This window comes from Bacillus halotolerans (assembly GCF_001517105.1).
Taxonomy (GTDB): Bacteria; Bacillota; Bacilli; order Bacillales; family Bacillaceae; genus Bacillus; species Bacillus halotolerans.
The window spans coordinates 288,924-312,818 of record NZ_LPVF01000008.1 but is presented as its reverse complement, the minus strand read 5'-3'; the positions used below and the strand labels follow the sequence as shown (position 1 = coordinate 312,818).

Below are 23,895 nucleotides of genomic sequence, written 5' to 3'. Positions count from 1 at the left end.
TTTCCAAAAATTTGGCCGATGAGAAGAATATGACGTGAAAGAGGAGGGAACGAAATGAAAAAATGGCTGATCATAGCTGTTTCACTAGCGATTGCGATCGTTCTGTTTATGTATACAAAAACAGAAGCAAAGGCGGCCAGTATGACATTAGGCTATACAACCGGGGATACGGCATCATACAATTCTCTTACGAAGTATCATAAATATATCAGCTCCATTGCCACTGATACGTTTGCGTTTGATAAAAACGGACGTGTGATTGGCGATGTCCCGAGCAAGCAGCTTACATACGCGAAAAAAAATAAAATCAAAACGTGGGCCGTCATTTCCAATTATAATGACGCTATTTATGATTTTGACGGAAACTTAGCGAATCGGGTCATGACTGACAAAACAGCGAGAAAACGATTCACAGACCAGCTCATTTCTTTGGCAAAAAAGCACCACTATTACGGAGTCAATATTGACTTTGAGGCAGTTAATCCGAAAGACCGTTCTGCATACTCAAGCTTCATTCAATATGTCTCACAAGCTTTGAAAAAGAAACATATCAAAACAATGGTCTCCGTTCCGGCCAAAAGCGCCGATGATAAAAACGATGACTGGAGCTGGCCGTATGATTATGCGAAAATCGGGAAATATGCCGACTATGTGCAAGTCATGACTTACGACGAACACGGCATTTGGGGCGAACCGGGCTCAGTGGCAACCACAAGCTGGATCAAGCGCTCGCTGCAGTTTTCTGTCAAAAAAATCAAAGCAAACAAAGTGATCATGGGGGTCCCTGCGTACGGCTATGATTGGGATCTGAAAGAGGGAATCAGCAGCTCAGCGAAGGAATGGAATGACATCAAGTCCCTCATTAAGAAGCAGAAAGCAAAGTCGGCATTCAATAAAAAAACAGGTTCTATGACGTTTTCTTACACTGACAAAAAGAAACATAAACATGTCGTTTGGTATGAAAATGAAAAAACAATCGAAACAAAAAGCCGTCTGGCGAAACAATATAAAATAGCCGGTGTCTCTGTCTATGCTTTAGGACACGAATCGGAATCCTTCTGGAAGGCCATTCAGAAAGGGACAAAATAACAATTTCTTTTTTCTCGCAAGTTATTGACAGAGAAAACAGAAGCACGTATATTATGTTAATATATTCAGATCATAAAATTTAAGTTTTTCAGAAAACTAAAACACATAGATTGGGAGCAGTAAAAGAAAGGTATCAGAACAGAGAGCTGCGGGATGGTGCGACGCAGCCTGATTCTTCTTTGAACTCGCCCGGGAGTGGTAGGACGAAACGGAATAGATTGAATATTCCCCATGTTTTAACGGCTAACCTTCGTTACAGGGTCAAAAAGCTGGATTCTTCTAGGAAGGATCAACAAGAGTGGTACCGCGGTCAGCCGAAGGCTCGTCGTCTCTTTATCTATTCGTATAGATAAGAGACGGCGGGCTTTTTTTGTTTTTGAAGACGAGAAGGAGAGGAAAAAGAGGATGAAAAAGGACAATCAGACGTTAAAACGCACGATGACGTCCCGCCATATTATGATGATGGCGCTGGGCGGAGCAATCGGAGCAGGTTTATTTAAAGGAAGCAGCTCGGCAATCGATATGGCAGGACCATCGGTCATTATCGCATACCTGCTCGGCGGCATTATTTTGCTGTTTATAATGCAGGGGCTCGCAGAAATGGCTGTGCGCAACCGAAACGCGAGAACCTTCCGTGATCTTGTGCAGCAGGTGTTAGGAAATTACGCTGCATATTTCTTGGACTGGATCTACTGGAAAATGTGGGTGCTTAACATTGCGGCTGAGGCTGTTGTAGCTGCGATCTTTATTCAATATTGGCTGCCGGGCTGTCCGATCTGGGTGCTGGCATTAGCAATTTCTCTAGTTGTTACGATTGTGAACTTGCTTTCTGTAAAAATCTTCGCCGAAACTGAGTATTGGCTGGCTATGATCAAGATTACCGTTATTGTTATCTTTATTTTATTAGGATTGCTGCTCTTATTTGTATCATTCGGTGATCACACAGCGGCCGGGTTTTCGAATCTGACAGAGCACGGCGGATTTTTCCCGCACGGAGGCACCGGGCTGATCACAGCCATGCTTGTCGTCATCTATTCCTATGGCGGTACAGAAATTATCGGTGTGACGTTGGCTGAGACAAAAAATCCGGAACAGGTTGTCCCGAAAGCAGTCCGCAGCACATTAACACGCATTGTCGCGTTTTACCTGCTGCCGTTTTTCATCATTGTCAGTCTGATCCCGTGGAATCAAGTGAATTCAGTTCCTGAAAGTCCTTTTGTGATGGTCTTTAAAATGGTAGGCATTCCGGGGGCAGACCATATCATGAATGCAGTCATCCTGCTTGCCATCATTTCCTCTATGAATTCAGGTTTATACGGATCGTCCCGCATTTTGTATACACAGGCAACTGACGGAAGACTGCCGCGTATCTTTTCTAAGCTTTCATCGAAAAACGTCCCGATGTTTGCGATACTGATGTGCACTTCTTCTTTATATATTGGTGTATTGATTTCTCTGTTCGCCGGAAGCCAGACATTTAATTACTTAATGGGGTCACTTGGATATACAGTCTTATTTATTTGGCTGATCATTGGATTGGCCCATTTGAAATCAAGAAAACATCAAACAGAAACACCAGCTTATTATGTAAAGTGGTTCCCGTACACCACATGGTTTGCGATTCTGGCATTACTCGCCATTTTGATCGGGGTCATCATGACAACGTCAATTGTCATTACCATCATTACTGCGGCGATCTACCTTTTGATTACGATTGCGTATTTGGTCAAAGGACGCAAGCACCAGTAAATAAGAAAACTCTTGTCATTAGACAAGAGTTTTTTTAATGGGCAGCCTTCTCATTTACACCGAGCGCAGCCGCTTTCTGAGCCTTTGATTTTGTATTGACGAGGCAAATGCTTGTGACAATCAGAACAAGGCCTGCCAAGAGGCTGACGGTTAACGGCTCATGCAGGAAAATCGAGCTGGCCACGATGGAAATGAGCGGAATCAAAAAGGTGTAGGAAGCGACCTTGCTTGCTTCTCCAGAACCGACAAGGGTAAAAAAGACAAGCCATCCAAGCGCGATGACAAACACTGAGATGAACAGCAGACTGACGACAAACGAGACTGTCCATTGGATCGCGGAAAAGCTCTCTGTCCAGGAGCCGGATACGAGCAAAAATACGCTGCCGATTGTCAGCTGCAAGGCGACCATCCAGATGGAATCGACGCGGCTGCCTGTTCTTTTCATAAATACTGTTCCGAGTGCCCAGCTGAGCGCGGAACCCAGAGCCAGCAGAACCCCTATGACAGAAATATGACCGCCAAAGCCCGCGGCACTGATGACAGCAACCCCGGCAAAACCGAGCACAAGCCCGATCACTTTCAACGTAAACATGGATTCGCCGAGCCACATCCAAGAAAAGACACCCATCAGCACCGGCTGAAAGAATACGATAGCTGAAAAGAGACCAGCAGGAAGATAATTCAGCCCAATCGTTTGCAGACCGTAGAATAACGTAATATTTAAAAGAGCAGAAACAAGATAAATCGGCCACGTCTCTTTAAAACGCAGTTTATGAATACGCGGCAATGCGACAATCACTAATAAAAGCCCGCCGATCAGCGTCCGGATGCCCGCAAACAATAAAGGCGGTGAATAGGCGAGCGCGGCTTTCGACAGCGGCCAATTGACCCCCCACATGATAACGAGAAAGGCGAGAAGGAGCGCTGTCCGCGTTTTTGATAGCTGCTTCACTTTTGATCACTCCTTGTAGAACATTTCCATCATATGATACGGTAGAACATAAGATAAATAAAATGAATCTTTTTTATGAGGAGCATAAGTAAATTGTTATGACCATTACACAATTAAGAGTTTTCGTCAAAGTAGCTGAAACGGGGAGTTTTACAAAAGCGGGACAGGCGCTAAACATGACACAGCCGGCTGTCAGCCATGCCATTTCCGCAATTGAAGCCGAGCTTGATGTGAAACTGATCATCCGTGACCGCCGAAACGGCCTGATGCTGACGGACACGGGAAAAAAGATCTTAGTCCATATCAGAGAAGTGTTAAAAGGAATCGAAAAAGTTGAGCAGGTCGCAGCGGCAGAAAAAGGGCTTGAGCTGGGAACGATTCATATCGGCACATTTCCAACCGCTTCCGCTTATTTTATGCCAAAGCTGATCAGCGAGTTTAAACAAAGGTATCCGAAATTGGAGCTTGTTTTGCATGAAGGAACCGTAGATGAAGTCAAGGAGTGGCTTCACACACGGATGATCGATGCCGGCATTCTTCTGTATCCGGCAAACGAGATGGAGTACATTCGGCTGAAAAAAGACAAAATGGTCGTCGTGCTGCGTGATGACCACCCGCTGTGCAATCGCCCGGCCATCACGCTGAAAGATCTCGATTGTGAGCCGATGGTTGTCTGCGACGGCGGCTATGAATCACCTTTTATCGATAAGTTCAAGCAAGCTGGTTCAACGCTGCACACTGCTTTCACTGTCTATAACATGAACACCTCGATCAGCATGATCAAAGAAGGCTTGGGGCTGGCGATTTTATCAGAAATGTCCATGTCGGGAATGCCGCTGCCGGAGCATGTGGTCACGCGGGATCTCGATCCGCAGGTGTATCGGGATGTGCAGCTTGCCGTTCCTTCATTACATGAGGCTTCTTTGGCGGCTAAGCTTTTCATTGAGATGGCACAAGAGCTGTTTGCGTAAAAATCAAAATGAAGAAACGTCTTTTTTATTGTTCGAATTTCATCGAATCAAATTCTTTTCATCCTAAACGCAGTTGTGATAAGGTGTGATAGAAGTCCTTTCGATAAAGACATAGCAGCATGAGGCTGTTTACTTATATCACAACTGCAAAGGAGAACAATATGTCTAACAACCAACGCAAAGATACCTTGCTTTCTGTCTTGAATTTATCTCCTGTTGTTCAAGGGGGAACGATAGCAGAGTCATTCCGAAACAGCATGGACTTGGCGCGCCGTGCAGAGGAGTGGGGCTATCACCGTTATTGGCTTGCAGAGCATCATAATATCGAAGGTGTCGCAAGCTCTGCCACCGCGGTTCTGATCGGCCATATAGCCGGCGGCACAAAGAAAATCCGCGTCGGTTCCGGCGGCATTATGCTTCCGAATCACTCGTCACTTGTCATCGCTGAACAATTCGGCACACTGGAAACACTGTATCCCGGACGGATTGATCTGGGGCTCGGGCGTGCACCGGGAACAGACCAATTGACTGCAAGGGCGCTCCGCAGAAACATCAGCAGCGGTGAAGATTTCCCTGAACAATTAGAGGAACTGCGCAATTACTTTAAACCATCAGGAAACGTGCGCAATCAAGTCCGCGCCATTCCGGGAGAGGGCATAGATGTGCCGATTTGGCTGCTGGGCTCAAGCGGCTTCAGCGCCCGTCTGGCAGGTGAGCTGGGTCTTCCGTTTGCATTCGCTGCCCATTTCTCACCGGCGAATACCGTTCCCGCTTTGGAGCTGTACCGCAATTCCTTTACACCGTCAGAAGTGCTCGATGAACCGTATGCGATGGTCGGCGTAACGATTATCGCCGCAGATACAAACGAGAAAGCGCAGCATCTGGCTACATCGCATTACCAGCGATTCCTTGATCTTGTCCGCGGCACGCCGAACCAGCTGAAGCCGCCAGTAGAAGACATGGATCAAATCTGGAGCCCATATGAAAAAGCAATGGTTCATGAGCAGCTCAGTTCAACCATTGTTGGCGGTCCTGAAGAAGTGAAAGAAAAGCTTGAAGACTTTGTCAAAACGACTCAGGCCGATGAAATTATGGTCAACTCAGAAACCTTTGAACACGCTGACAGAATGCGTTCATTTGAAATCGTGGCTGACATTTGGAAAAACAGATAAAGGCCATAAAAAAAAGCAATGTAAAGGGGAAACCCATACATTGCTTTTTTATTCATTCAGCTTTCTTGCGGACTGGCGGATGATCAGCTCAGGCTCAAAAATGACATCTTCCTGCTTAGGCTTTTTATGCTCCAAACAGTCAATAACATATTTTGCAGCCGCTTTTCCCAGCACAGACTTCGGGTGCTTCACAGAGGTTAATTTCACCTCCGAGATTTGCGCGAAATGAGAATCATCATACCCAACGATGGACATATCCTCAGGCACCTTGATATCCATCTCCCGAAGCATATCAATCACCTTCAGTGCAATTTCATCATTATAGCAAAGAATAGCAGTCGGCATGTTTTTGCTGTTTTTCTCCAGTGTCTCTTTTACTTTCTCCAGCAGCCTTGATTCCTTTTCTTCCGTCGTAAACGTCACAATCATATCCGGAGAAGGAAATAACTCACGCTCACGATGCGCCTGTATGAACCCGTTCATCCGTTTGACACCCTGCGTGTCATCAGCTTTAAAAATACCCATCATGTGCGTATGGCCGAGAGAGAGCAGGTGCTCGGCCGCCATCACGCCGCCTTTCACATCATCCAGAGTAAAACTTGGTGCAGCAAGCTCGGCGTATGACGCATTAATCATCGCAAAAGGAATGCCGTTTTTTTCTAAATTAAGATAGTAGCCAATATTCGGCGTTTGCAGAGCGCTTTTTGTCGGTTCTACAATCAATCCGTCAATATGCTGTGACAGCAGGTTTTCTAATCCTCTGCGTTCATTGTCGGGATTGTTGTTTGTGCTTGTCAAAAGCATAGAATATCCCTGCTCGCTTAAATAAGACTCGATTCCCCTAATGATGCTCGGAAAAATATAGTCTGATATGTAGGTCGTCAGAACGCCGATCGTTTTATTGGAATGCAGCGCTGATTTAGCAGAGCGTGAAGCGACAAAGGTGCCCCCGCCTTGCACGCTGTAAAGCAGGCCTTGCGATACGAGGTCTCCAATGGCTTTACGAATGGTATGCCGGCTGACGCCAAATTGCTGCATTAACTCGTTTTCGGTAGGGATCTTTTGATCGGGCAGGATTTTGCCTTGATTAATCCATGAACTGATTTCTTCTTTTACTTGAGCATATTTTGGTAACATATCCATTCCTCCAAAATGTATACGGACAAATTTCAGTATATCACAGTGATCTATACAAGAAAACATTGACAGAAAATGCAAACGGGATTATTCTATATTTGTACGTACTAATAAACAATAATTTTCGTTAAATTTTTAAATAAGTACGTACAATTAGAAAGAAAATTGTAAACGCTTTACTCAACTTTCGGGAGGGCAGAGAAATGAAGAATACTCCAACTCAATTAGAACCAAATGCTCCTGTAACAAGAAGCCATTCAATGGGATTTGTGATTTTGATATCATGCGCGGCGGGGCTTGGCGGTTTATTGTACGGCTATGACACTGCAGTTATTTCCGGTGCTATTGGTTTTCTAAAGGATTTATACAGCCTGAGTCCGTTCATGGAGGGGCTTGTAATTTCAAGCATTATGATTGGAGGAGTTGCGGGAGTCGGGGTATCCGGGTTTTTAAGCGACTGGTTCGGGCGCAGAAAAATCTTAATGACAGCGGCCCTGTTATTTGCGGTATCGGCAGTTGTTTCTGCTGTTTCACAAGACGTGTCGACCTTAATCATTGCGAGGATTATCGGAGGTTTAGGGATCGGAATGGGTTCGTCATTATCCGTGACTTATATTACGGAAGCGGCGCCGCCCGCCATACGCGGAAGTTTATCTTCCTTATATCAGCTTTTTACGATACTGGGTATTTCCGCAACGTACTTTATTAATCTCGCTGTCCAGCGTTCCGGAACATATGAATGGGGCGTGCAAACCGGCTGGAGATGGATGCTCGCTTACGGAATGGTGCCATCCGTTATCTTTTTCCTAGTCCTGCTGGTCGTGCCGGAAAGTCCAAGATGGCTGGCGAAAGCAGGCAGAACAAAAGAAGCGTTATCGATTCTGACACGCATTAATGGAGAAACTGTCGCAAAAGAAGAATTGAAGAACATTGAAAACTCATTAAAAATAGAACAAATGGGGTCACTATCACAGCTCTTCAAACCAGGTCTCAGAAAAGCGCTTATCATTGGAATCCTGCTGGCGCTCTTTAATCAAGTGATCGGCATGAACGCCATCACCTATTACGGACCAGAAATCTTTAAAATGATGGGATTCGGACAAAATGCCGGATTCGTGACAACCTGTATTGTCGGTGTTGTGGAAGTCATTTTTACCGTCATCGCAGTTTTATTGATTGATAAAGTCGGACGCAAAAAACTGATGTCCATCGGTTCTGCTTTCATGGCTATTTTTATGATCTTAATCGGGACGTCGTTTTATTTTCAGTTAACAAGCGGATTTATGCTGATCTTCTTTATATTAGGGTTTGTCGCCGCGTTCTGTGTATCGGTCGGGCCGATCACATGGATTATGATTTCTGAAATTTTCCCGAACCATCTGCGGGCGAGAGCCGCAGGGATCGCCACCATCTTTTTATGGGGAGCAAACTGGGCGATCGGGCAGTTTGTGCCGATGATGATCAGCTCGTTCGGACTGGCCTATACGTTCTGGATCTTTGCCGTCATTAACATTCTCTGCTTCCTGTTTGTCATCACAATCTGTCCGGAAACGAAGAATAAATCGCTCGAAGAGATTGAAAAGCTCTGGATAAAATGAAAACGCTTTAAAATATGTAGCCCTTTCGATTGAGAGGGCTCTTTTATTTTGTGCGCACCATTAACGGTTTGCTGTATAAGATAGAGATATAAAGGGAAAAATAATGAATAAGAAACGCAGCTGCATGAAAACTGCGCGAATATTGTCGATGAATTGGCTCTTAACAGTTGAATAAACATTTCCACCCTGTTAAAATAATTAAAGAAAGCAGAAATAATTTTTTTTGGCTATGATGGGACGTTTTTTGTCATAGCGGGACGTTTGATGTCCAGCAAAAAAAGGAAGGAACGTTTGAGTCATGAACCAGTTAATACTAGCTCAAAAAAAATTATTGCCTGATCTTCTGCTCGTTATGCAAAAGAGGTTCGAAATCTTGCAGTATATCAGGCTGACAGAACCCATCGGCCGCAGAAGCCTGTCTGCCAGTCTCGGAATCAGCGAGCGTGTGCTGAGAGGCGAGGTTCAGTTTTTGAAGGAACAGAATCTGGTCGATATTAAAACAAACGGCATGACGCTGACAGAAGAAGGTTATGAACTGCTTTCCGTTTTAGAAGATACGATGAAAGATGTTTTAGGTTTGACGCTTTTGGAAAAGACATTAAAAGAACGTTTAAATCTAAATGACGTCATTATTGTATCCGGAGACAGCGATCAATCCCCATGGGTCAAAAAAGAAATGGGAAGAGCGGCTGTCGCATGTATGAAAAAAAGATTTTCAGGCAAAAATATCGTCGCTGTGACCGGCGGTACGACAATTGAAGCTGTCGCCGAGATGATGACGCCGGATTCTAAAAACCGCGAGCTTTTGTTTGTGCCTGCAAGAGGCGGGTTAGGCGAAGACGTAAAAAACCAGGCGAACACCATATGCGCGCATATGGCGGAAAAGGCTTCAGGCACTTATAGGCTTTTGTTTGTTCCGGGTCAGCTGTCACAAGGCGCCTATTCATCTATTATTGAAGAACCTTCTGTTAAAGAGGTGCTGAACACGATTAAATCAGCGAGTATGCTGGTTCACGGAATCGGCGAAGCTAAAACTATGGCTGAGCGGAGAAACACACCTTTAGAAGACTTAAAGAAAATAGATGATAACAACGCGGTGACAGAAGCGTTCGGCTACTATTTTAACGCGGACGGCGAAGTGGTCCACAAAGTGCATTCTGTCGGAATGCAGCTGGATGACATAGACGCCATTCCCGATATTATAGCGGTAGCGGGCGGATCATCAAAAGCCGAGGCGATCGAGGCTTACTTTAAAAAGCCGCGCAACACGGTTCTCATCACTGACGAAGGAGCCGCAAAGAAGTTATTAAGGGATGAATAATCCCTCAATATAAATATCTCTCACTTATTTAAAGGAGGAAACAATCATGGCAGTAAAAGTCGGTATTAACGGTTTTGGTCGTATTGGACGTAACGTATTCCGCGCAGCATTAAACAATCCTGAAGTTGAGGTAGTAGCGGTTAACGATTTAACAGATGCTAACATGCTCGCTCACCTTTTACAATATGATTCTGTACACGGAAAATTAGACGCTGAGGTTTCAGTTGACGGTAACAACCTTGTTGTTAACGGTAAAACAATTGAAGTTTCTGCAGAACGCGATCCTGCTAAACTTAGCTGGGGTAAACAAGGCGTTGAAATCGTAGTTGAATCTACTGGTTTCTTCACAAAACGCGCAGACGCTGCGAAACACTTAGAAGCTGGCGCGAAAAAAGTAATCATCTCTGCTCCTGCTAACGAAGAAGATATCACAATCGTTATGGGTGTTAACGAAGATAAATACGATGCGGCTAACCACGACGTTATCTCAAACGCATCTTGCACAACAAACTGCCTTGCGCCGTTTGCAAAAGTACTTAACGACAAATTCGGCATCAAACGCGGTATGATGACAACAGTTCACTCTTACACAAACGATCAGCAAATTCTTGATCTTCCGCACAAAGACTACCGTCGTGCGCGTGCAGCAGCTGAAAACATCATCCCAACTTCAACTGGTGCCGCTAAAGCAGTTTCTCTAGTTCTTCCTGAACTAAAAGGCAAACTGAACGGCGGAGCAATGCGTGTTCCAACTCCAAACGTTTCTTTAGTTGACTTGGTTGCTGAACTGAACCAAGAAGTAACAGCTGAAGATGTAAATGCAGCTCTTAAAGAAGCAGCTGAAGGAGATCTTAAAGGAATCCTTGGCTACAGCGAAGAGCCATTAGTTTCTGGCGACTACAACGGAAACAAAAATTCTTCTACAATCGATGCTCTTTCTACAATGGTTATGGAAGGCAGCATGGTAAAAGTAATCTCTTGGTACGATAACGAAAGCGGCTACTCTAACCGCGTTGTTGACCTTGCAGCTTACATCGCTAAAAAAGGTCTTTAATTCATAGCTGAAAAAAGGACCTTACTTGGTTCTTTTGAATAGAAGCGCTATAATGAAAGCGGACAAGGGAAGGGGACGGACTCCCTTTCCCTTTTTCCATGAAGACCGGCTTTCAGAAAACGTTCTGTGAAAGAGTAGCATCTGCGTTTTGCAGCTTTCCGGCGCCTTCGCCTGCGGCCACTGCCCTGGCTTCAGACGATCTGCCCTGTGCCGAAAAGTATGCGATCTGCCCTCGCGGAGTAATCGCTTGATCAGACGGTTTCACGTTTTTCGTGCTGCATGCAAACCATTTTGAAGGAGGATCTCCTAAAGCATGAATAAGAAAACTCTCAAAGACATCGACGTAAAAGGCAAAGTTGTATTCTGCCGCGTTGACTTTAACGTTCCAATGAAAGACGGGGAAGTAACAGACGATACACGTATCCGTGCTGCACTTCCGACAATCAAACACCTTGCAGACCAAGGCGCGAAAGTCCTTCTCGCGAGCCACTTAGGCCGCCCGAAAGGCGAAGTCGTTGAGGAGCTTCGTTTAACTCCTGTCGCTGCACGCCTCGGCGAACTGCTTGGCAAAGAAGTGAAAAAAGCGGATGAAGCTTACGGCGATGCTGTAAAATCACAAATTTCCGACATGAAGGACGGAGACGTTCTTGTATTGGAAAACGTACGTTTCTACCCTGGTGAAGAGAAAAATGATCCTGAGCTTGCAAAAGCATTTGCTGAGCTTGCAGATGTATATGTAAATGACGCATTCGGTGCTGCCCACCGCGCTCACGCATCTACAGCTGGAATTGCCAAGCATCTGCCAGCGGTTGCAGGTTTCTTAATGGAAAAAGAGCTTGATGTACTCGGAAAAGCGGTTTCTAACCCTGATCGCCCATTCACGGCGATCATCGGCGGAGCGAAAGTAAAAGACAAAATCGGTGTCATCGAAAGTCTTCTTGATAAAGTAGACAACCTGATCATCGGCGGAGGTCTTGCTTATACATTCGTAAAAGCGCTTGGCCATGAAGTCGGTAAATCTCTTCTTGAAGAGGATAAAATCGAGCTTGCGAAATCATTTATGGACCGCGCGAAAGAAAAAGGCGTTAACTTCTACATGCCTGAAGATGTACTCGTTGCAGATGATTTCTCTAACGATGCAAACGTAAAAATGGTGCCGATCTCTGAAATCCCTAGTGATTTAGAAGCAATCGACATTGGTACGAAAACACGCGAAACGTATGCTGATGTCATCAAAAACAGCAAACTTGTCGTGTGGAACGGACCGATGGGCGTATTCGAAATCGACTTGTTCGCTCAAGGAACAAAAGCGGTTGCGGAAGCATTGGCAGAGGCAAAAGATACATACTCTGTCATCGGCGGAGGAGACTCTGCAGCAGCGGTTGAAAAATTCGGCCTAGCTGACAAAATGAGCCACATCTCAACAGGAGGCGGCGCATCCCTTGAGTTCATGGAAGGCAAAGAGCTTCCAGGGGTAGCTGCACTGAACGATAAATAATTTTAAAACTGCTATAAGGAAGTGGAACAGATGAGAAAACCAATTATAGCCGGTAACTGGAAAATGAACAAAACACTCGGCGAGGCTGTCAGCTTCGTTGAAGAAGTGAAATCTTCCATTCCAGCAGCAGACAAAGCGGAAGCTGTTGTTTGCGCGCCAGCGCTTTTCCTAGAAAAGCTGACTTCTGCTGTTAAAGGCACTGACCTTAAAGTCGGCGCACAAAACATGCACTTCGAAGAAAGCGGCGCGTTCACAGGCGAAATCAGCCCGGTTGCTCTGAAAGACCTTGGCGTTGACTACTGCGTCATCGGCCACTCTGAGCGCCGTGAAATGTTCGCTGAAACTGATGAAACAGTTAACAAAAAAGCACATGCTGCTTTCAAACACGGCATTGTGCCGATCATCTGTGTGGGTGAAACGCTTGAAGAGCGCGAAGCCGGCAAAACAAATGATCTTGTGGCTGACCAAGTGAAAAAAGGCCTTGCTGGTCTTTCTGAAGAACAAGTTGCAGCTTCTGTTATTGCTTATGAGCCAATCTGGGCAATCGGAACAGGCAAATCTTCTACATCTAAAGATGCGAACGACGTGTGTGCGCATATCCGTAAAACCGTCGCTGAAAGCTTCGGCCAAGAAGCGGCAGACAAGCTTCGCATTCAATATGGCGGAAGCGTAAAGCCTGCAAACATTAAAGAATATATGGCAGAGTCCGATATTGACGGTGCTTTGGTCGGCGGCGCGAGCCTTGAGCCACAGTCATTCGTTCAATTATTGGAGGAAGGTCAATATGAGTAAAAAACCAGCTGCACTCATCATTCTTGATGGGTTCGGATTACGAAATGAAACAGTAGGGAACGCAGTCGCTTTGGCGAAAAAACCGAATTTTGACCGCTATTGGAATCAGTATCCTCATCAGACACTGACTGCTTCAGGCGAGGCTGTAGGTCTTCCTGACGGACAGATGGGGAACTCCGAAGTAGGCCACTTAAATATCGGTGCGGGCCGTATTGTGTACCAAAGCTTAACACGCGTAAATGTTGCCATTCGCGAGGGAGAGTTCGAACGCAATCAAACATTCCTTGACGCGATCAGCAACGCGAAAGAAAACGACAAAGCCCTGCATCTGTTCGGTCTATTATCGGACGGCGGCGTGCACAGCCATATCAACCATTTATTCGCACTGTTAAAGCTTGCGAAAAAAGAAGGGCTGACAAAGGTATATATCCATGGCTTCCTTGACGGCCGTGATGTAGGTCCGCAAACAGCGAAAACGTACATCAACCAGCTGAACGAACAAATCGAGGAAATCGGTGTCGGAGAAATCGCCAGCATTTCCGGACGCTACTACTCAATGGACCGCGACAAACGCTGGGACCGTGTAGAAAAAGCGTACCGTGCAATGGCATACGGCGAAGGCCCGACATACCGCAGCGCACTGGATGTTGTTGATGATTCATATGCGAATGGAATCCACGATGAATTCGTTATTCCATCTGTCATCACAAAAGAAAACGGTGAGCCTGTTGCGAAAATCCAAGACGGCGATTCTGTGATTTTCTATAATTTCAGACCGGACCGCGCCATTCAGATTTCCAACACGTTCACGAACAAAGACTTCCGCGATTTCGACCGCGGCGAGAATTATCCGAAAAACCTGCATTTCGTCTGCCTGACTCACTTCAGTGAAACAGTTGACGGCTATGTGGCGTTTAAACCGATAAATCTTGATAACACAGTCGGAGAAGTATTATCTCAGCAAGGATTAAAACAGCTTCGAATTGCAGAAACTGAAAAGTATCCGCACGTCACGTTCTTTATGAGCGGAGGCCGTGAAGCTGAATTCCCTGGTGAAGAGCGTATTCTTATCAACTCGCCGAAAGTCGCAACATACGACTTGAAGCCTGAAATGAGTGCGTATGAAGTGAAGGACGCGCTTGTCAAAGAAATCGAAGCTGACAAGCATGACGCGATTATCCTTAACTTCGCAAACCCAGACATGGTCGGCCACTCCGGAATGGTTGAACCTACAATTAAAGCGATTGAAGCAGTGGACGAATGCTTAGGCGAAGTCGTTGACGCGATTCTCGCTAAAGGCGGACACGCTATCATTACCGCTGATCACGGTAATGCTGATATTCTGATCACAGAATCAGGCGAACCGCACACTGCACATACGACAAATCCAGTCCCTGTCATTGTTACGAAAGAAGGCATCACGCTGCGTGAAGGCGGAATCCTAGGCGACCTTGCACCAACGTTATTAGACCTTCTCGGTGTTGAAAAACCGAAAGAAATGACTGGAACATCTTTAATTCAAAAATAAGCTGAAAATCAAAGGAGAGACAAACTCATGCCATACATTGTTGATGTTTATGCACGCGAAGTATTAGACTCACGCGGCAACCCAACAGTTGAAGTTGAAGTATATACAGAAACAGGAGCTTTCGGCCGCGCATTAGTGCCAAGCGGAGCTTCTACAGGTGAATACGAAGCAGTTGAGCTTCGTGACGGCGACAAAGACCGTTACCTTGGAAAAGGCGTGTTAACAGCTGTTAACAACGTAAACGAAATCATTGCTCCAGAGCTTCTTGGCTTTGATGTAACTGAACAAAACGCAATCGATCAGCTTTTAATCGAGCTTGACGGTACTGAAAACAAAGGCAAACTCGGTGCGAACGCAATCCTTGGCGTATCTATGGCTTGTGCGCGCGCAGCTGCTGATTTCTTACAGATTCCTCTTTACCAATACCTTGGAGGATTCAACTCAAAAACGCTTCCTGTACCGATGATGAACATCGTCAACGGCGGAGAGCATGCTGACAACAACGTAGATATTCAAGAATTCATGATCATGCCAGTAGGTGCTCCTAACTTCCGTGAAGCACTTCGCATGGGCGCTCAAATCTTCCACAGCCTGAAATCAGTTCTTTCTGCTAAAGGAATGAACACAGCTGTAGGTGATGAAGGCGGATTCGCTCCAAACCTTGGTTCTAACGAAGAAGCGCTTCAAACAATCGTTGAAGCAATCGAAAAAGCCGGCTTCAAACCTGGCGAAGAAGTAAAACTTGCAATGGACGCTGCATCTTCTGAGTTCTACAACAAAGAAGACGGCAAATACCATCTGTCTGGCGAAGGCGTTGTGAAAACATCTGCTGAAATGGTTGACTGGTACGAAGAAATGGTTTCTAAATACCCAATCATCTCTATCGAAGACGGACTTGACGAAAACGACTGGGAAGGCCACAAGCTTCTTACTGAGCGTCTTGGCAAAAAAGTTCAGCTTGTTGGTGATGACCTCTTCGTTACAAACACGAAAAAACTTGCTGAAGGTATCAAAAACGGCGTAGGCAACTCTATCCTGATCAAAGTAAACCAAATCGGTACATTGACTGAAACATTCGATGCGATCGAAATGGCGAAACGCGCAGGCTACACTGCTGTTATCTCTCACCGTTCTGGTGAAACTGAAGACAGCACAATCGCTGACATCGCTGTGGCAACAAACGCAGGACAAATCAAAACAGGTGCTCCGTCACGTACGGACCGTGTTGCGAAATACAACCAGCTTCTTCGCATCGAAGATCAGTTGGCTGAAACTGCTCAATACCACGGTATTAACTCTTTCTACAACTTGAATAAGTAATAAAAGGACCGCCGAGATATGTCTCGGCGGCTTTTTTGTGCTTTTAGAGATCCAAATAAAGCCTTACCATATCCCGGCATTGAATGCCGTTTTCAAAGATCTCCTCATCGTAGTGTCTGATAAAAAAATCATGGTCGATCGCCTGTATACGGAACCCGCATTTTTGGTAAAGAGACAGCTGATGGATGCTGGAATTTCCAGTGCCAATCTCAATCACCTTTGCTCCCATATGTTTTGCTTTTTCGATGGCGTCGCGGATAAGAAGCTTACCAATGCCCTGTTTTTGCATTGTTTCTTTTACTGCGATGTTAACGATTTCTACAGTTTGCGGTCTAGTTGTAATGATCACGTATACACCGGCTAATTCGCCCGATATATAAGCTGTGTAGCATTCTCCTCTGGCAATGTATTCATCAACGATTTCTTTTGACGGATCGGCGAGCAGCAGAAGGTCATACAGCGCTTGATCATAGTTTATTGCTTTTTGGATGGTGAGTTGTTGCACGTTCATTCCACCTTTTCATATGTTTATAGAGATATTTTCATGATTTCCTCCAATTTCATACCATTCTATTATAAAATATGTAACATAGGAAATCTGTACAAAATAGTGGATAAAAAATAGGAGGAAAGTCACATGTTTTGTAAGGAATGCGGTCAAAAAAATAATGAAGGAGCCAAGTTTTGTAAAGAATGCGGCACCCCGATCGGAGGGAGCAGCAGACAGGCAAATCAAGAAACAGCAAGCACTGCTGAAACGAGGCAGGCTCCGCGAAAACCAATCCCTAAGAAAACCATCATGTTATGGAGCAGCATTGCCGCAGCGTGCGTCATATTATTCGCCGCATATAAAACCGGAGCGTACCTTACTTCTAAGGACAGGTTAGTCGACAAATTTGAGCAGGCTGTAAATGATGAGGATAAAGACCAAATCGCTACGCTGCTAACGCCGGCAAATGACAGGCTCAAGCTTACTAAACAAAACGTAAAGCCGTTTCTTACATATTTAAAGGATCATCCTGACAAAAAAGATGAGCTTTTTTCATCGCTGCGTGCTGAAACAGTCCAAAAGGATATTGTATACGCGGAGAAAGACGGGAAAAGCTTGCTAGTATTTGACCATTATGATTTAAAGATAGCACCTGTTTATTTTGAAGTAACCAGCAATTATAAAAATACCGATCTCTATGTGAATAAAGAGGAAGCCGGATCTGTAAAGAAAGCAGATCAAGCACAAACCCTCGGACCGTACATTCCAGGCGAATATACAGTCTCAGCCAAACTGAAAAACGATGTAGTCGATCTTGTGAAAAAGGAAGACATTCAGGCGGTTGGTGACAACAGCTTTCGTGTTGATCTTTCATTGGAAGCAGATAATGTAACATTCAGCTTAGCGGACGACATGAAGGATGGAAAGGGAGAATTGCTGATTAACGGTAAATCCATCCATAAGGATCCGTTCAAATCTGTCACATACGGCCCGCTTCTGACAGACGGATCAATGACAGCTGCGGTCGAAGCGGAGTTTCCGTGGGGAAAGACAAAAACAGCGGGTGTGCCGATTGATAGCAAAGAAATGGAGTTAACGTTAATTCCTGACCAAGACACACAAGAAACAATCATGAACACGATTGTCAAAACGACGAAGCAATATTCCAAAGCGCTTTCTGATGGAAATACAGCTCAGATGACAGAGGCAAGTGCCAGTTGGAAAGCCGAAGTAAAAGAGAACGTGGACTCGATGAAAAACACGGATTCTTACTTAAAAGATAAATATCTGGAAACAGACTTTGATTTGGATACATTTGCTCTATCCCAGAAGAATGACGGTACATGGCAGGCGACGGTAAAAGGAAAAGAACTTCACCAGTCGGCTAATTATAATGACTATACGAAACCTGAAATGTCGGATGAAAGCCCGAGCTATGAATATCTGCTTTCATATGATAAAAAACAGAAAAAGTGGATGTTCGAAGATGCGGAATCAACTTTTGATTCTGCCGGAACAAACATAAAGAAAATAAAAAATGATCATGCAGAGACGTACACGTCAGCCTGGGCGGACGCAAAAGGCAAGAAAGCAAGCGTAAGCCCATCGACCGGCGATGTCACGGATGAACAAGTGACATCATTTATGGTTAGTTATCTGACAAATCAATCAACCGCAGTGAATTTAAATGAGTTTGCGGTCATGGAAGGCAATCTGGAAAAAGGAAGTTCATTATATAATGATCAGCAGAAATTGGTTAAGAAGCTGTACAGCGAGGGAACGACTGAAGTATTTATTGATGTAGAGGTAAAAAGCTTTAATCAAAGCGGCTCGACTATCACAATTAAAACATATGAAGAATTTGATATTACAAAATCAGGCGGCAGTACAAAGCGCAGAACATACAACTGGACCTACACCGGCGTAGTGAAAGACGGAAGAATCTATTTAACATCTATTCAATAAAAACAAACCCCCATCACCAGCAGGCGATGGGGGTGTTTTTTAAAAAAAGATATAACGGAAAATTTCTTTAATATAATGTTCGATGATGAACCGAAACGCAACGCACGTGATGAGATAAATCACAATGGTTGAGTAAATGATATCAGCCTTTCCTTTATACGAATGCTGGTAACTGCTCAGCATCGCAGGGGGAATAGCGAAGAATGCGCCGATTAAACCAATCGCTAACACGGTGAAACAAAGATCTGTATGTAATAAAAACAATAGAAGTGCAAGAATCAAAATAGCTGTAAATGGAATAAGAAACGCACCAAATCTGGAGAGTGAATCTTTAAATGAGACTTGGTTTCCCGCGATTTTTAAGGAAAAAAAGATCAATGCATGCAACCCGAAAATAAAAAGGGCAAAGTAAATGGTTGGCTTTAAAAAGATTTCTGTAAAGCTCGCACTGCCGGGACCATCTGAAAAAAGAATATAAAACATCAGCGGAGTTAGTAAACTGAAAAGCACCATTGTAATGATTCCGCTGATCAGCTGTTCGCCGCCTGTTGTTTTGCACTCCTGATAAGGGCGTTTCAGAACAGCCAGAACAAATGAACCAAACTGCTTTGCTGCTTGTTTTGCAGCTTCAGCTCCCGCTTGTGCTCCTTGATTTTCGCCGGCTTGGCGTGGAAGAGGCGATCCGCATTTCTCACAAAACTTTCCGCCATCTGCTTGATGGCCGCATTGAGGACAAAACATATGATGACTCCTTTTACATGTAATATAGGAAAAATAGACTAATAATGTCATTATAAAAGAAAAAAGTAGAAAAGTAACCAATATCCAGCCAAAAAATTTTCTCCAAGATTATGGATCAGAAACAAGACACGAGCTGCCAGATGCGAACTCGTGTCTTGTTTCTAGTTATTCATATATTTTTCAAATACGTCACCAAAATCTTTAATATGGTACTGCGAGCGGACGGAAGTGACCCATGTAAACCCGAATTCGGTCAGCTCTTTGTATTGTGTTTCAATATTGACGTGCTCAGGGCGGGTATGCTGAAGGATGGTGACTGCTCGTTCCAGACTTTGTTCAGCCTGATTGATCAAAATGTCATTTTCATAGATCGTTTCAGAGATACGGAGAAGGGCTTTATACAAATCTTTCAGCTTTTCAATTTGCTCTTTATGCACATCGATGTCAAATTGTTCAGAGCCCAGCTTGAACTTGATTTCAACATCCAAATCGACCTTCCCGGCGGTTTCCAGAAAAACATCAGAGATTTTATATTGGGAATAAGGATAGCGTTTCAGCGTTCGTTTAGAGGAAGTGGCACGTTCGCCGTCAACATGGATCAGCGCCAGATTCGTGAAGCAATATTCATCGGCTTTTGTTTTAATCAGGAAATAAATTTTTTCGTTGTCTTCATGCATGACATAGTCATCAGCATCTGTTTTGTCATAATCCTGAGGTTCGATAATTTTTCCGATATCTGATAATCCGAGTGCATCTGCTGCAATTTTCTTAAACATATAGATACATCCTTCCTATTTACATAGTCACTTCATTGTAGCATGCGGCGTTTCCGAACGGCTATAAACGTTTGCGAAGAATCAGCCTCTTGGTAAGGCCAATGTCACATGGAGGAAGTATACTGTTGCCAATATTCATCTCATCATGCAGAAAAGCAGTTCCCTTACTTCAGGGAGCTGCTTTGATCTGTTTTCGGCACGTATTCAAATACTTCTTCACTCTCAAAAAACTCAATTAAGCGGCTCAGCCAATCATAGTAATGAAGCCATTCTCTTAATTCATTCAGCAGCTGATTGACTTTCTCTTCGGCTTCTCGGGGAAGCTCGTCCCTTTGTAAAAGATCCGTCAGTTCTCGGTTTAATTTTTTGTACAGCACTTTGTTTTTGCTCACGACCTTTGTCCAGTTCGCCGCAAATAAAGATATGAAGGTTTGATAATAATCCTGCTCTACGTCGTAAAGATCTTTTCTTAAGCCTTTTTCAAACACCTTTTCGGCAATGTTGGCATCAATCATTTCACGGACGACCTGGCTCATCCGTGTTTTGCTCATGCCTGTTGCTTCTGACAGCTCGCTTAACGTCATCGGTTTTCGATTCATATAAATAATCCCGAGCACACGCCCGACAGTAGAAGGCATTCCAAACGTATGCATGTTTTCGGCAATCTTCTCGATGAGATGCTCTTCAGCATGTTCAATGATGTCGAGAGCAGTTTTTTCCACAGCTGATCATCCCTTCAAATGGCAATTGATGGTGTCAATATATCATATTTCTGCCAGTTGTTGAAAACAGCTGTATGCGGAGGAAGCGAGAGGTATCCGGCGTAATTGTAAGAACACCCTCTCTGCCTGAGTCATAACAATAAATAATCTGTAAATAACATATAATTTCAACACATTGTAAACTTTTTATTTTACAAAGTTCAAATTATAATAAAGATTATACTTTTCAGAAAAATTAACGGAAACCTGCGGAGGTGCACGGATTGCTGAAATTAGAACAAGTGTCAAAAGTATATAAAGGCGGCAAAAAAGCTGTGAACAGCATTGATTTAGATATTGCCAAGGGCGAATTTATCTGTTTTATCGGCCCGAGCGGCTGCGGAAAAACGACGACGATGAAGATGATTAATCGACTGATTGAACCGTCGTCAGGAAAGATCTATATCGACGGAGATAACATAATGGAACAGGACCCGGTTGAACTGCGGAGAAAAATCGGCTATGTGATTCAGCAGATCGGTTTGTTTCCCCACATGACCATTCAGCAGAACATTTCACTCGTTCCGAAACTGCTGAAATGGCCTGAAGAAAAACGGAAAGAACGGGCGAGAGAGCTGTTAAAGCTTGTTGATATGGGCCCTGAATATTTAGACCGTTATCCCCACGAGCTCAGCGGCGGACAGCAGCAAAGAATCGGCGTGCTGCGCGCACTGGCTGCGGAACCCCCTCTCATTTTAATGGATGAACCGTTCGGAGCGCTTGACCCGATCACGCGGGATTCCCTTCAGGAAGAATTTAAAAAACTGCAGAGAACGTTAAACAAAACCATCGTGTTTGTGACACATGACATGGACGAAGCCATTAAGCTAGCTGACCGGATTGTGATTTTAAAAGCGGGTGAAATCGTTCAGGTCGGCACACCTGATGAGATTCTCAGAAATCCGGCAAATGAATTTGTAGAAGAATTTATCGGGAAAGAGCGCCTGATCCAGACAAGGCCTGAAATTGAGCGGGTTGAGCAGATGATGAACAGAACGCCAGTGACGGTGTCAGCGGACAAAACGCTTTCCCAGGCCATTCAGCTGATGAGAGAAAAACGCGTCGACTCGCTGCTTGTTGTAGATGAGCAAAATGTGCTGAAGGGATATGTAGATGTTGAAATCATTGATCAAAATCGCAAAAAAGCGAGCGTTGTTGGTGATGTGTACCGCTCGGATATGTATACCGTGCAAAAAGGAGCGCTTCTTCGCGATACAGTCCGAAAAATTTTGAAGCAAGGGATCAAGTATGTTCCTGTCGTCGATGAAGAGCACCATTTAGCAGGGATTGTGACAAGAGCGAGCCTTGTGGACATCGTATACGATTCCATATGGGGCGAGGAAAACCAGCTAATGACGATCTGATCAGGGGAGGAGCTCTTACACATGAATCAAATAATGACTTTTTTACAGACGAACGGCGGAGAGCTGCTGTATAAAACAGGTGAACATTTATACATTTCTCTCATTGCTGTTGTATTGGGCATTATCGTTGCGGTGCCGCTCGGCGTTCTGCTGACCAGAATGAAAAAAGGCGCAGGCGCGGTTATAGGTGCCGTCAACATTGTGCAAACCTTGCCGAGTCTGGCGATTCTGGCATTTTTTATCCCGCTTCTCGGTGTGGGAAAAGTGCCTGCGATCGTCGCTTTATTTTTCTATTCGGTGCTTCCGATTCTGCGCAATACGTATACAGGCATTAAAGGTGTAAACAAAAATCTGCTTGAGTCAGGAAAAGGGATTGGAATGACCGGCTGGGAGCAGATCCGGCTCGTCGAGATTCCGCTGGCGATTCCGATTATTATGGCAGGCATCCGCACATCCACGATCTATTTAATCGGCTGGGCGACCCTTGCCTCATTTATTGGCGGCGGCGGACTCGGTGATTACATTTTTATCGGGCTGAACCTGTATCAGCCTGAATACATCATTGGCGGTGCTGTGCCGGTTACAATCTTAGCCATTATCATTGATTATTTGCTAGCCGTGACGGAACGAAAAGTGACACCGAAGGGATTGCAAGGGATGAAGGAAGTTTCTTAAGGAGTTGGCTGTATTGAAAACGAAAAAAATCAGATGGATTGGCGCGCTCGCTTTCGCCTTTGTCATGCTGCTGAGCGGCTGTTCTCTGCCGGGACTTGGCGGCGCCTCACAAGATACGATCAAGGTCGGGGCGCAAAGCATAACAGAATCAGAAATTTTAGCGAATATGATTGCGCAGCTCATTGAACACGATACGGATTTAAATACGGCTTTAGTCAAAAATCTCGGATCAAACTATGTTCAGCACCAGGCGATGCTCGGCGGTGACATTGACATATCCGCCACACGCTATTCTGGCACGGATTTAACGAGCACCCTCGGAATGGAGGCGGAGAAGGATCCGGAAAAAGCGCTGAATATCGTGCAGAAAGAGTTTGACAAACGTTTTAAATATAAACGGTTTGATTCTTACGGGTTTGATAACACATATGCCTTTACCGTAACAAAAAAGTTTGCGGAAAAGGAGCATGTAAACACCGTGTCTGATCTGAAGAAAAACACTTCTGAATATAAGCTGGGGGTCGACAATGCCTGGCTGAAACGGAAGGGCGACGGATATAAAGGTTTTGTCAGCACGTATGGATTCGAGTTCGGAACAACCTATCCGATGCAGATCGGACTTGTTTATGACGCAGTCAAAAACGAGAAAATGGACGCCGTTCTTGCTTATTCCACAGACGGCCGGATTAAGGCGTATGATCTCAAAATCCTAGAAGACGATAAACAGTTTTTCCCGCCGTATGACTGTTCGCCGGTGATTCCGGAAAAGGTGCTTAAGGAACATCCGGAGCTTGAAGGCATTATTGATAAACTGATCGGGAAGATTGACACGGAAACCATGCAGGAGCTCAACTACGAAGTGGACGGCAAACTGAAGGAGCCGTCTGTTGTGGCAAAGGAATTTTTAGAGAAACATCATTATTTTGACTAAGAAAAGAGGCA

The 23,895-nt window shown here is 44.7% G+C and carries 22 protein-coding genes and 1 other annotated feature; of the genes, 15 read left to right on the top strand and 7 right to left on the bottom strand.

Annotated elements, in window-relative coordinates:
• The first annotated feature begins 54 nt into the window (after positions 1-54).
• Positions 55-1,089: a glycosyl hydrolase family 18 protein gene (locus AU387_RS04110; protein WP_059334938.1), complete on the top strand. Its 1,035-nt coding sequence runs from the start codon at positions 55-57 to the stop codon at positions 1,087-1,089.
• A 97-nt stretch (positions 1,090-1,186) separates the two neighbouring features.
• Positions 1,187-1,425 (top strand) — a binding site (T-box leader).
• 69 nt (positions 1,426-1,494) lie between these two features.
• Entirely contained in the window at positions 1,495-2,838 is a 1,344-nt protein-coding gene (locus AU387_RS04105) for an amino acid permease (RefSeq protein ID WP_059334936.1), read from the top strand.
• 34 nt (positions 2,839-2,872) lie between these two features.
• Here AU387_RS04105 and AU387_RS04100 read toward each other — a convergent pair whose 3' ends face one another.
• Positions 2,873-3,790 carry a DMT family transporter gene (locus AU387_RS04100; protein WP_059334934.1) on the bottom strand — a complete coding sequence of 306 codons (918 nt, stop codon included), beginning with the start codon at positions 3,788-3,790 and terminating at the stop codon, positions 2,873-2,875.
• 98 nt (positions 3,791-3,888) lie between these two features.
• On the opposite strand from AU387_RS04100, the gene AU387_RS04095 reads away from it, so the two are divergent.
• The gene (locus AU387_RS04095; protein WP_059292523.1) at positions 3,889-4,761 is read left to right on the top strand and encodes a LysR family transcriptional regulator; all 873 of its coding nucleotides are present in this window, start codon (positions 3,889-3,891) and stop codon (positions 4,759-4,761) included.
• A gap of 161 nt (positions 4,762-4,922) precedes the next feature.
• Positions 4,923-5,933 (top strand): LLM class flavin-dependent oxidoreductase, encoded by a 1,011-nt coding sequence (locus tag AU387_RS04090; protein WP_059292524.1) that lies wholly within the window; start codon positions 4,923-4,925, stop codon positions 5,931-5,933.
• A 48-nt stretch (positions 5,934-5,981) separates the two neighbouring features.
• Here the strand turns inward: AU387_RS04090 and araR are convergent, their stop codons facing one another.
• Positions 5,982-7,070 carry an arabinose utilization transcriptional regulator AraR gene (gene araR, locus AU387_RS04085; protein WP_044159159.1) on the bottom strand — a complete coding sequence of 363 codons (1,089 nt, stop codon included), beginning with the start codon at positions 7,068-7,070 and terminating at the stop codon, positions 5,982-5,984.
• Positions 7,071-7,273: 203 nt separating this feature from the next.
• Between araR and araE the strand changes: the two genes are divergently transcribed.
• The 3 genes from araE to gap all read left to right on the top strand — a co-directional run bounded on the left by araE (position 7,274) and on the right by gap (position 11,043).
• Positions 7,274-8,668 (top strand): arabinose-proton symporter AraE, encoded by a 1,395-nt coding sequence (gene araE, locus AU387_RS04080; RefSeq protein ID WP_059334932.1) that lies wholly within the window; start codon positions 7,274-7,276, stop codon positions 8,666-8,668.
• A gap of 298 nt (positions 8,669-8,966) precedes the next feature.
• The gene (cggR, locus tag AU387_RS04075) at positions 8,967-9,989 is read left to right on the top strand and encodes a gapA transcriptional regulator CggR (protein WP_059334930.1); all 1,023 of its coding nucleotides are present in this window, start codon (positions 8,967-8,969) and stop codon (positions 9,987-9,989) included.
• 46 nt (positions 9,990-10,035) lie between these two features.
• Positions 10,036-11,043 carry a type I glyceraldehyde-3-phosphate dehydrogenase gene (gene gap, locus AU387_RS04070; RefSeq protein ID WP_010331916.1) on the top strand — a complete coding sequence of 336 codons (1,008 nt, stop codon included), beginning with the start codon at positions 10,036-10,038 and terminating at the stop codon, positions 11,041-11,043.
• 112 nt (positions 11,044-11,155) lie between these two features.
• On the opposite strand, the gene AU387_RS21545 is transcribed toward gap, so the two are convergent.
• Entirely contained in the window at positions 11,156-11,308 is a 153-nt protein-coding gene (locus AU387_RS21545; protein WP_157722679.1) for a hypothetical protein, read from the bottom strand.
• A gap of 48 nt (positions 11,309-11,356) precedes the next feature.
• Here AU387_RS21545 and AU387_RS04065 point away from each other — a divergent pair, with 48 nt between their 5' ends.
• Genes AU387_RS04065 through eno form a run of 4 tightly spaced genes read left to right on the top strand, consistent with a single transcriptional unit; the run spans position 11,357 to position 16,181 of the window.
• Positions 11,357-12,541 (top strand): phosphoglycerate kinase, encoded by a 1,185-nt coding sequence (locus tag AU387_RS04065; protein ID WP_044159156.1) that lies wholly within the window; start codon positions 11,357-11,359, stop codon positions 12,539-12,541.
• Positions 12,542-12,571: 30 nt separating this feature from the next.
• The gene (gene tpiA, locus AU387_RS04060; protein ID WP_010331914.1) at positions 12,572-13,333 is read left to right on the top strand and encodes a triose-phosphate isomerase; all 762 of its coding nucleotides are present in this window, start codon (positions 12,572-12,574) and stop codon (positions 13,331-13,333) included.
• On the top strand, positions 13,326-14,861 hold the full coding sequence (gpmI, locus tag AU387_RS21470) for a 2,3-bisphosphoglycerate-independent phosphoglycerate mutase (protein ID WP_059334929.1): 1,536 nt from the start codon (positions 13,326-13,328) through the stop codon (positions 14,859-14,861). The genes tpiA and gpmI overlap by 8 nt, the downstream gene beginning before the upstream one ends.
• Positions 14,862-14,888: 27 nt before the next feature.
• Positions 14,889-16,181: a phosphopyruvate hydratase gene (eno, locus tag AU387_RS21465; RefSeq protein ID WP_003151625.1), complete on the top strand. Its 1,293-nt coding sequence runs from the start codon at positions 14,889-14,891 to the stop codon at positions 16,179-16,181.
• Positions 16,182-16,224: 43 nt separating this feature from the next.
• Here the strand turns inward: eno and AU387_RS04045 are convergent, their stop codons facing one another.
• Positions 16,225-16,692 carry a GNAT family N-acetyltransferase gene (locus AU387_RS04045; protein WP_082687831.1) on the bottom strand — a complete coding sequence of 156 codons (468 nt, stop codon included), beginning with the start codon at positions 16,690-16,692 and terminating at the stop codon, positions 16,225-16,227.
• A gap of 126 nt (positions 16,693-16,818) precedes the next feature.
• Here AU387_RS04045 and AU387_RS04040 point away from each other — a divergent pair, with 126 nt between their 5' ends.
• A complete protein-coding gene (locus tag AU387_RS04040) occupies positions 16,819-18,636 on the top strand; it encodes a zinc ribbon domain-containing protein (protein WP_059334925.1) in 1,818 nt (605 codons plus the stop codon).
• 39 nt (positions 18,637-18,675) lie between these two features.
• Here the strand turns inward: AU387_RS04040 and AU387_RS04035 are convergent, their stop codons facing one another.
• The 3 genes from AU387_RS04035 to opcR all read right to left on the bottom strand — a co-directional run bounded on the left by AU387_RS04035 (position 18,676) and on the right by opcR (position 20,875).
• Entirely contained in the window at positions 18,676-19,377 is a 702-nt protein-coding gene (locus AU387_RS04035) for a zinc ribbon domain-containing protein (protein WP_059334923.1), read from the bottom strand.
• 161 nt (positions 19,378-19,538) lie between these two features.
• Positions 19,539-20,153 (bottom strand): PH domain-containing protein, encoded by a 615-nt coding sequence (locus AU387_RS04030; protein WP_024122878.1) that lies wholly within the window; start codon positions 20,151-20,153, stop codon positions 19,539-19,541.
• Between the two features lie 164 nt (positions 20,154-20,317).
• Positions 20,318-20,875: an opuC operon transcriptional regulator OpcR gene (opcR, locus tag AU387_RS04025; protein WP_059334922.1), complete on the bottom strand. Its 558-nt coding sequence runs from the start codon at positions 20,873-20,875 to the stop codon at positions 20,318-20,320.
• Between the two features lie 263 nt (positions 20,876-21,138).
• Between opcR and opuCA the strand changes: the two genes are divergently transcribed.
• The 3 genes from opuCA to opuCC all read left to right on the top strand — a co-directional run bounded on the left by opuCA (position 21,139) and on the right by opuCC (position 23,884).
• Positions 21,139-22,278, top strand: coding sequence for an osmoprotectant ABC transporter ATP-binding protein OpuCA (gene opuCA, locus AU387_RS04020; protein ID WP_059334920.1), 1,140 nt, complete (start codon positions 21,139-21,141; stop codon positions 22,276-22,278).
• 21 nt (positions 22,279-22,299) lie between these two features.
• Positions 22,300-22,953, top strand: a complete 654-nt coding sequence (opuCB, locus tag AU387_RS04015) for a glycine betaine/carnitine/choline/choline sulfate ABC transporter permease OpuCB (RefSeq protein WP_059292536.1) — start codon at positions 22,300-22,302, stop codon at positions 22,951-22,953.
• A 64-nt stretch (positions 22,954-23,017) separates the two neighbouring features.
• A complete protein-coding gene (gene opuCC, locus AU387_RS04010; RefSeq protein WP_082687852.1) occupies positions 23,018-23,884 on the top strand; it encodes an osmoprotectant ABC transporter substrate-binding lipoprotein OpuCC in 867 nt (288 codons plus the stop codon).
• Positions 23,885-23,895 lie beyond the last annotated feature (11 nt).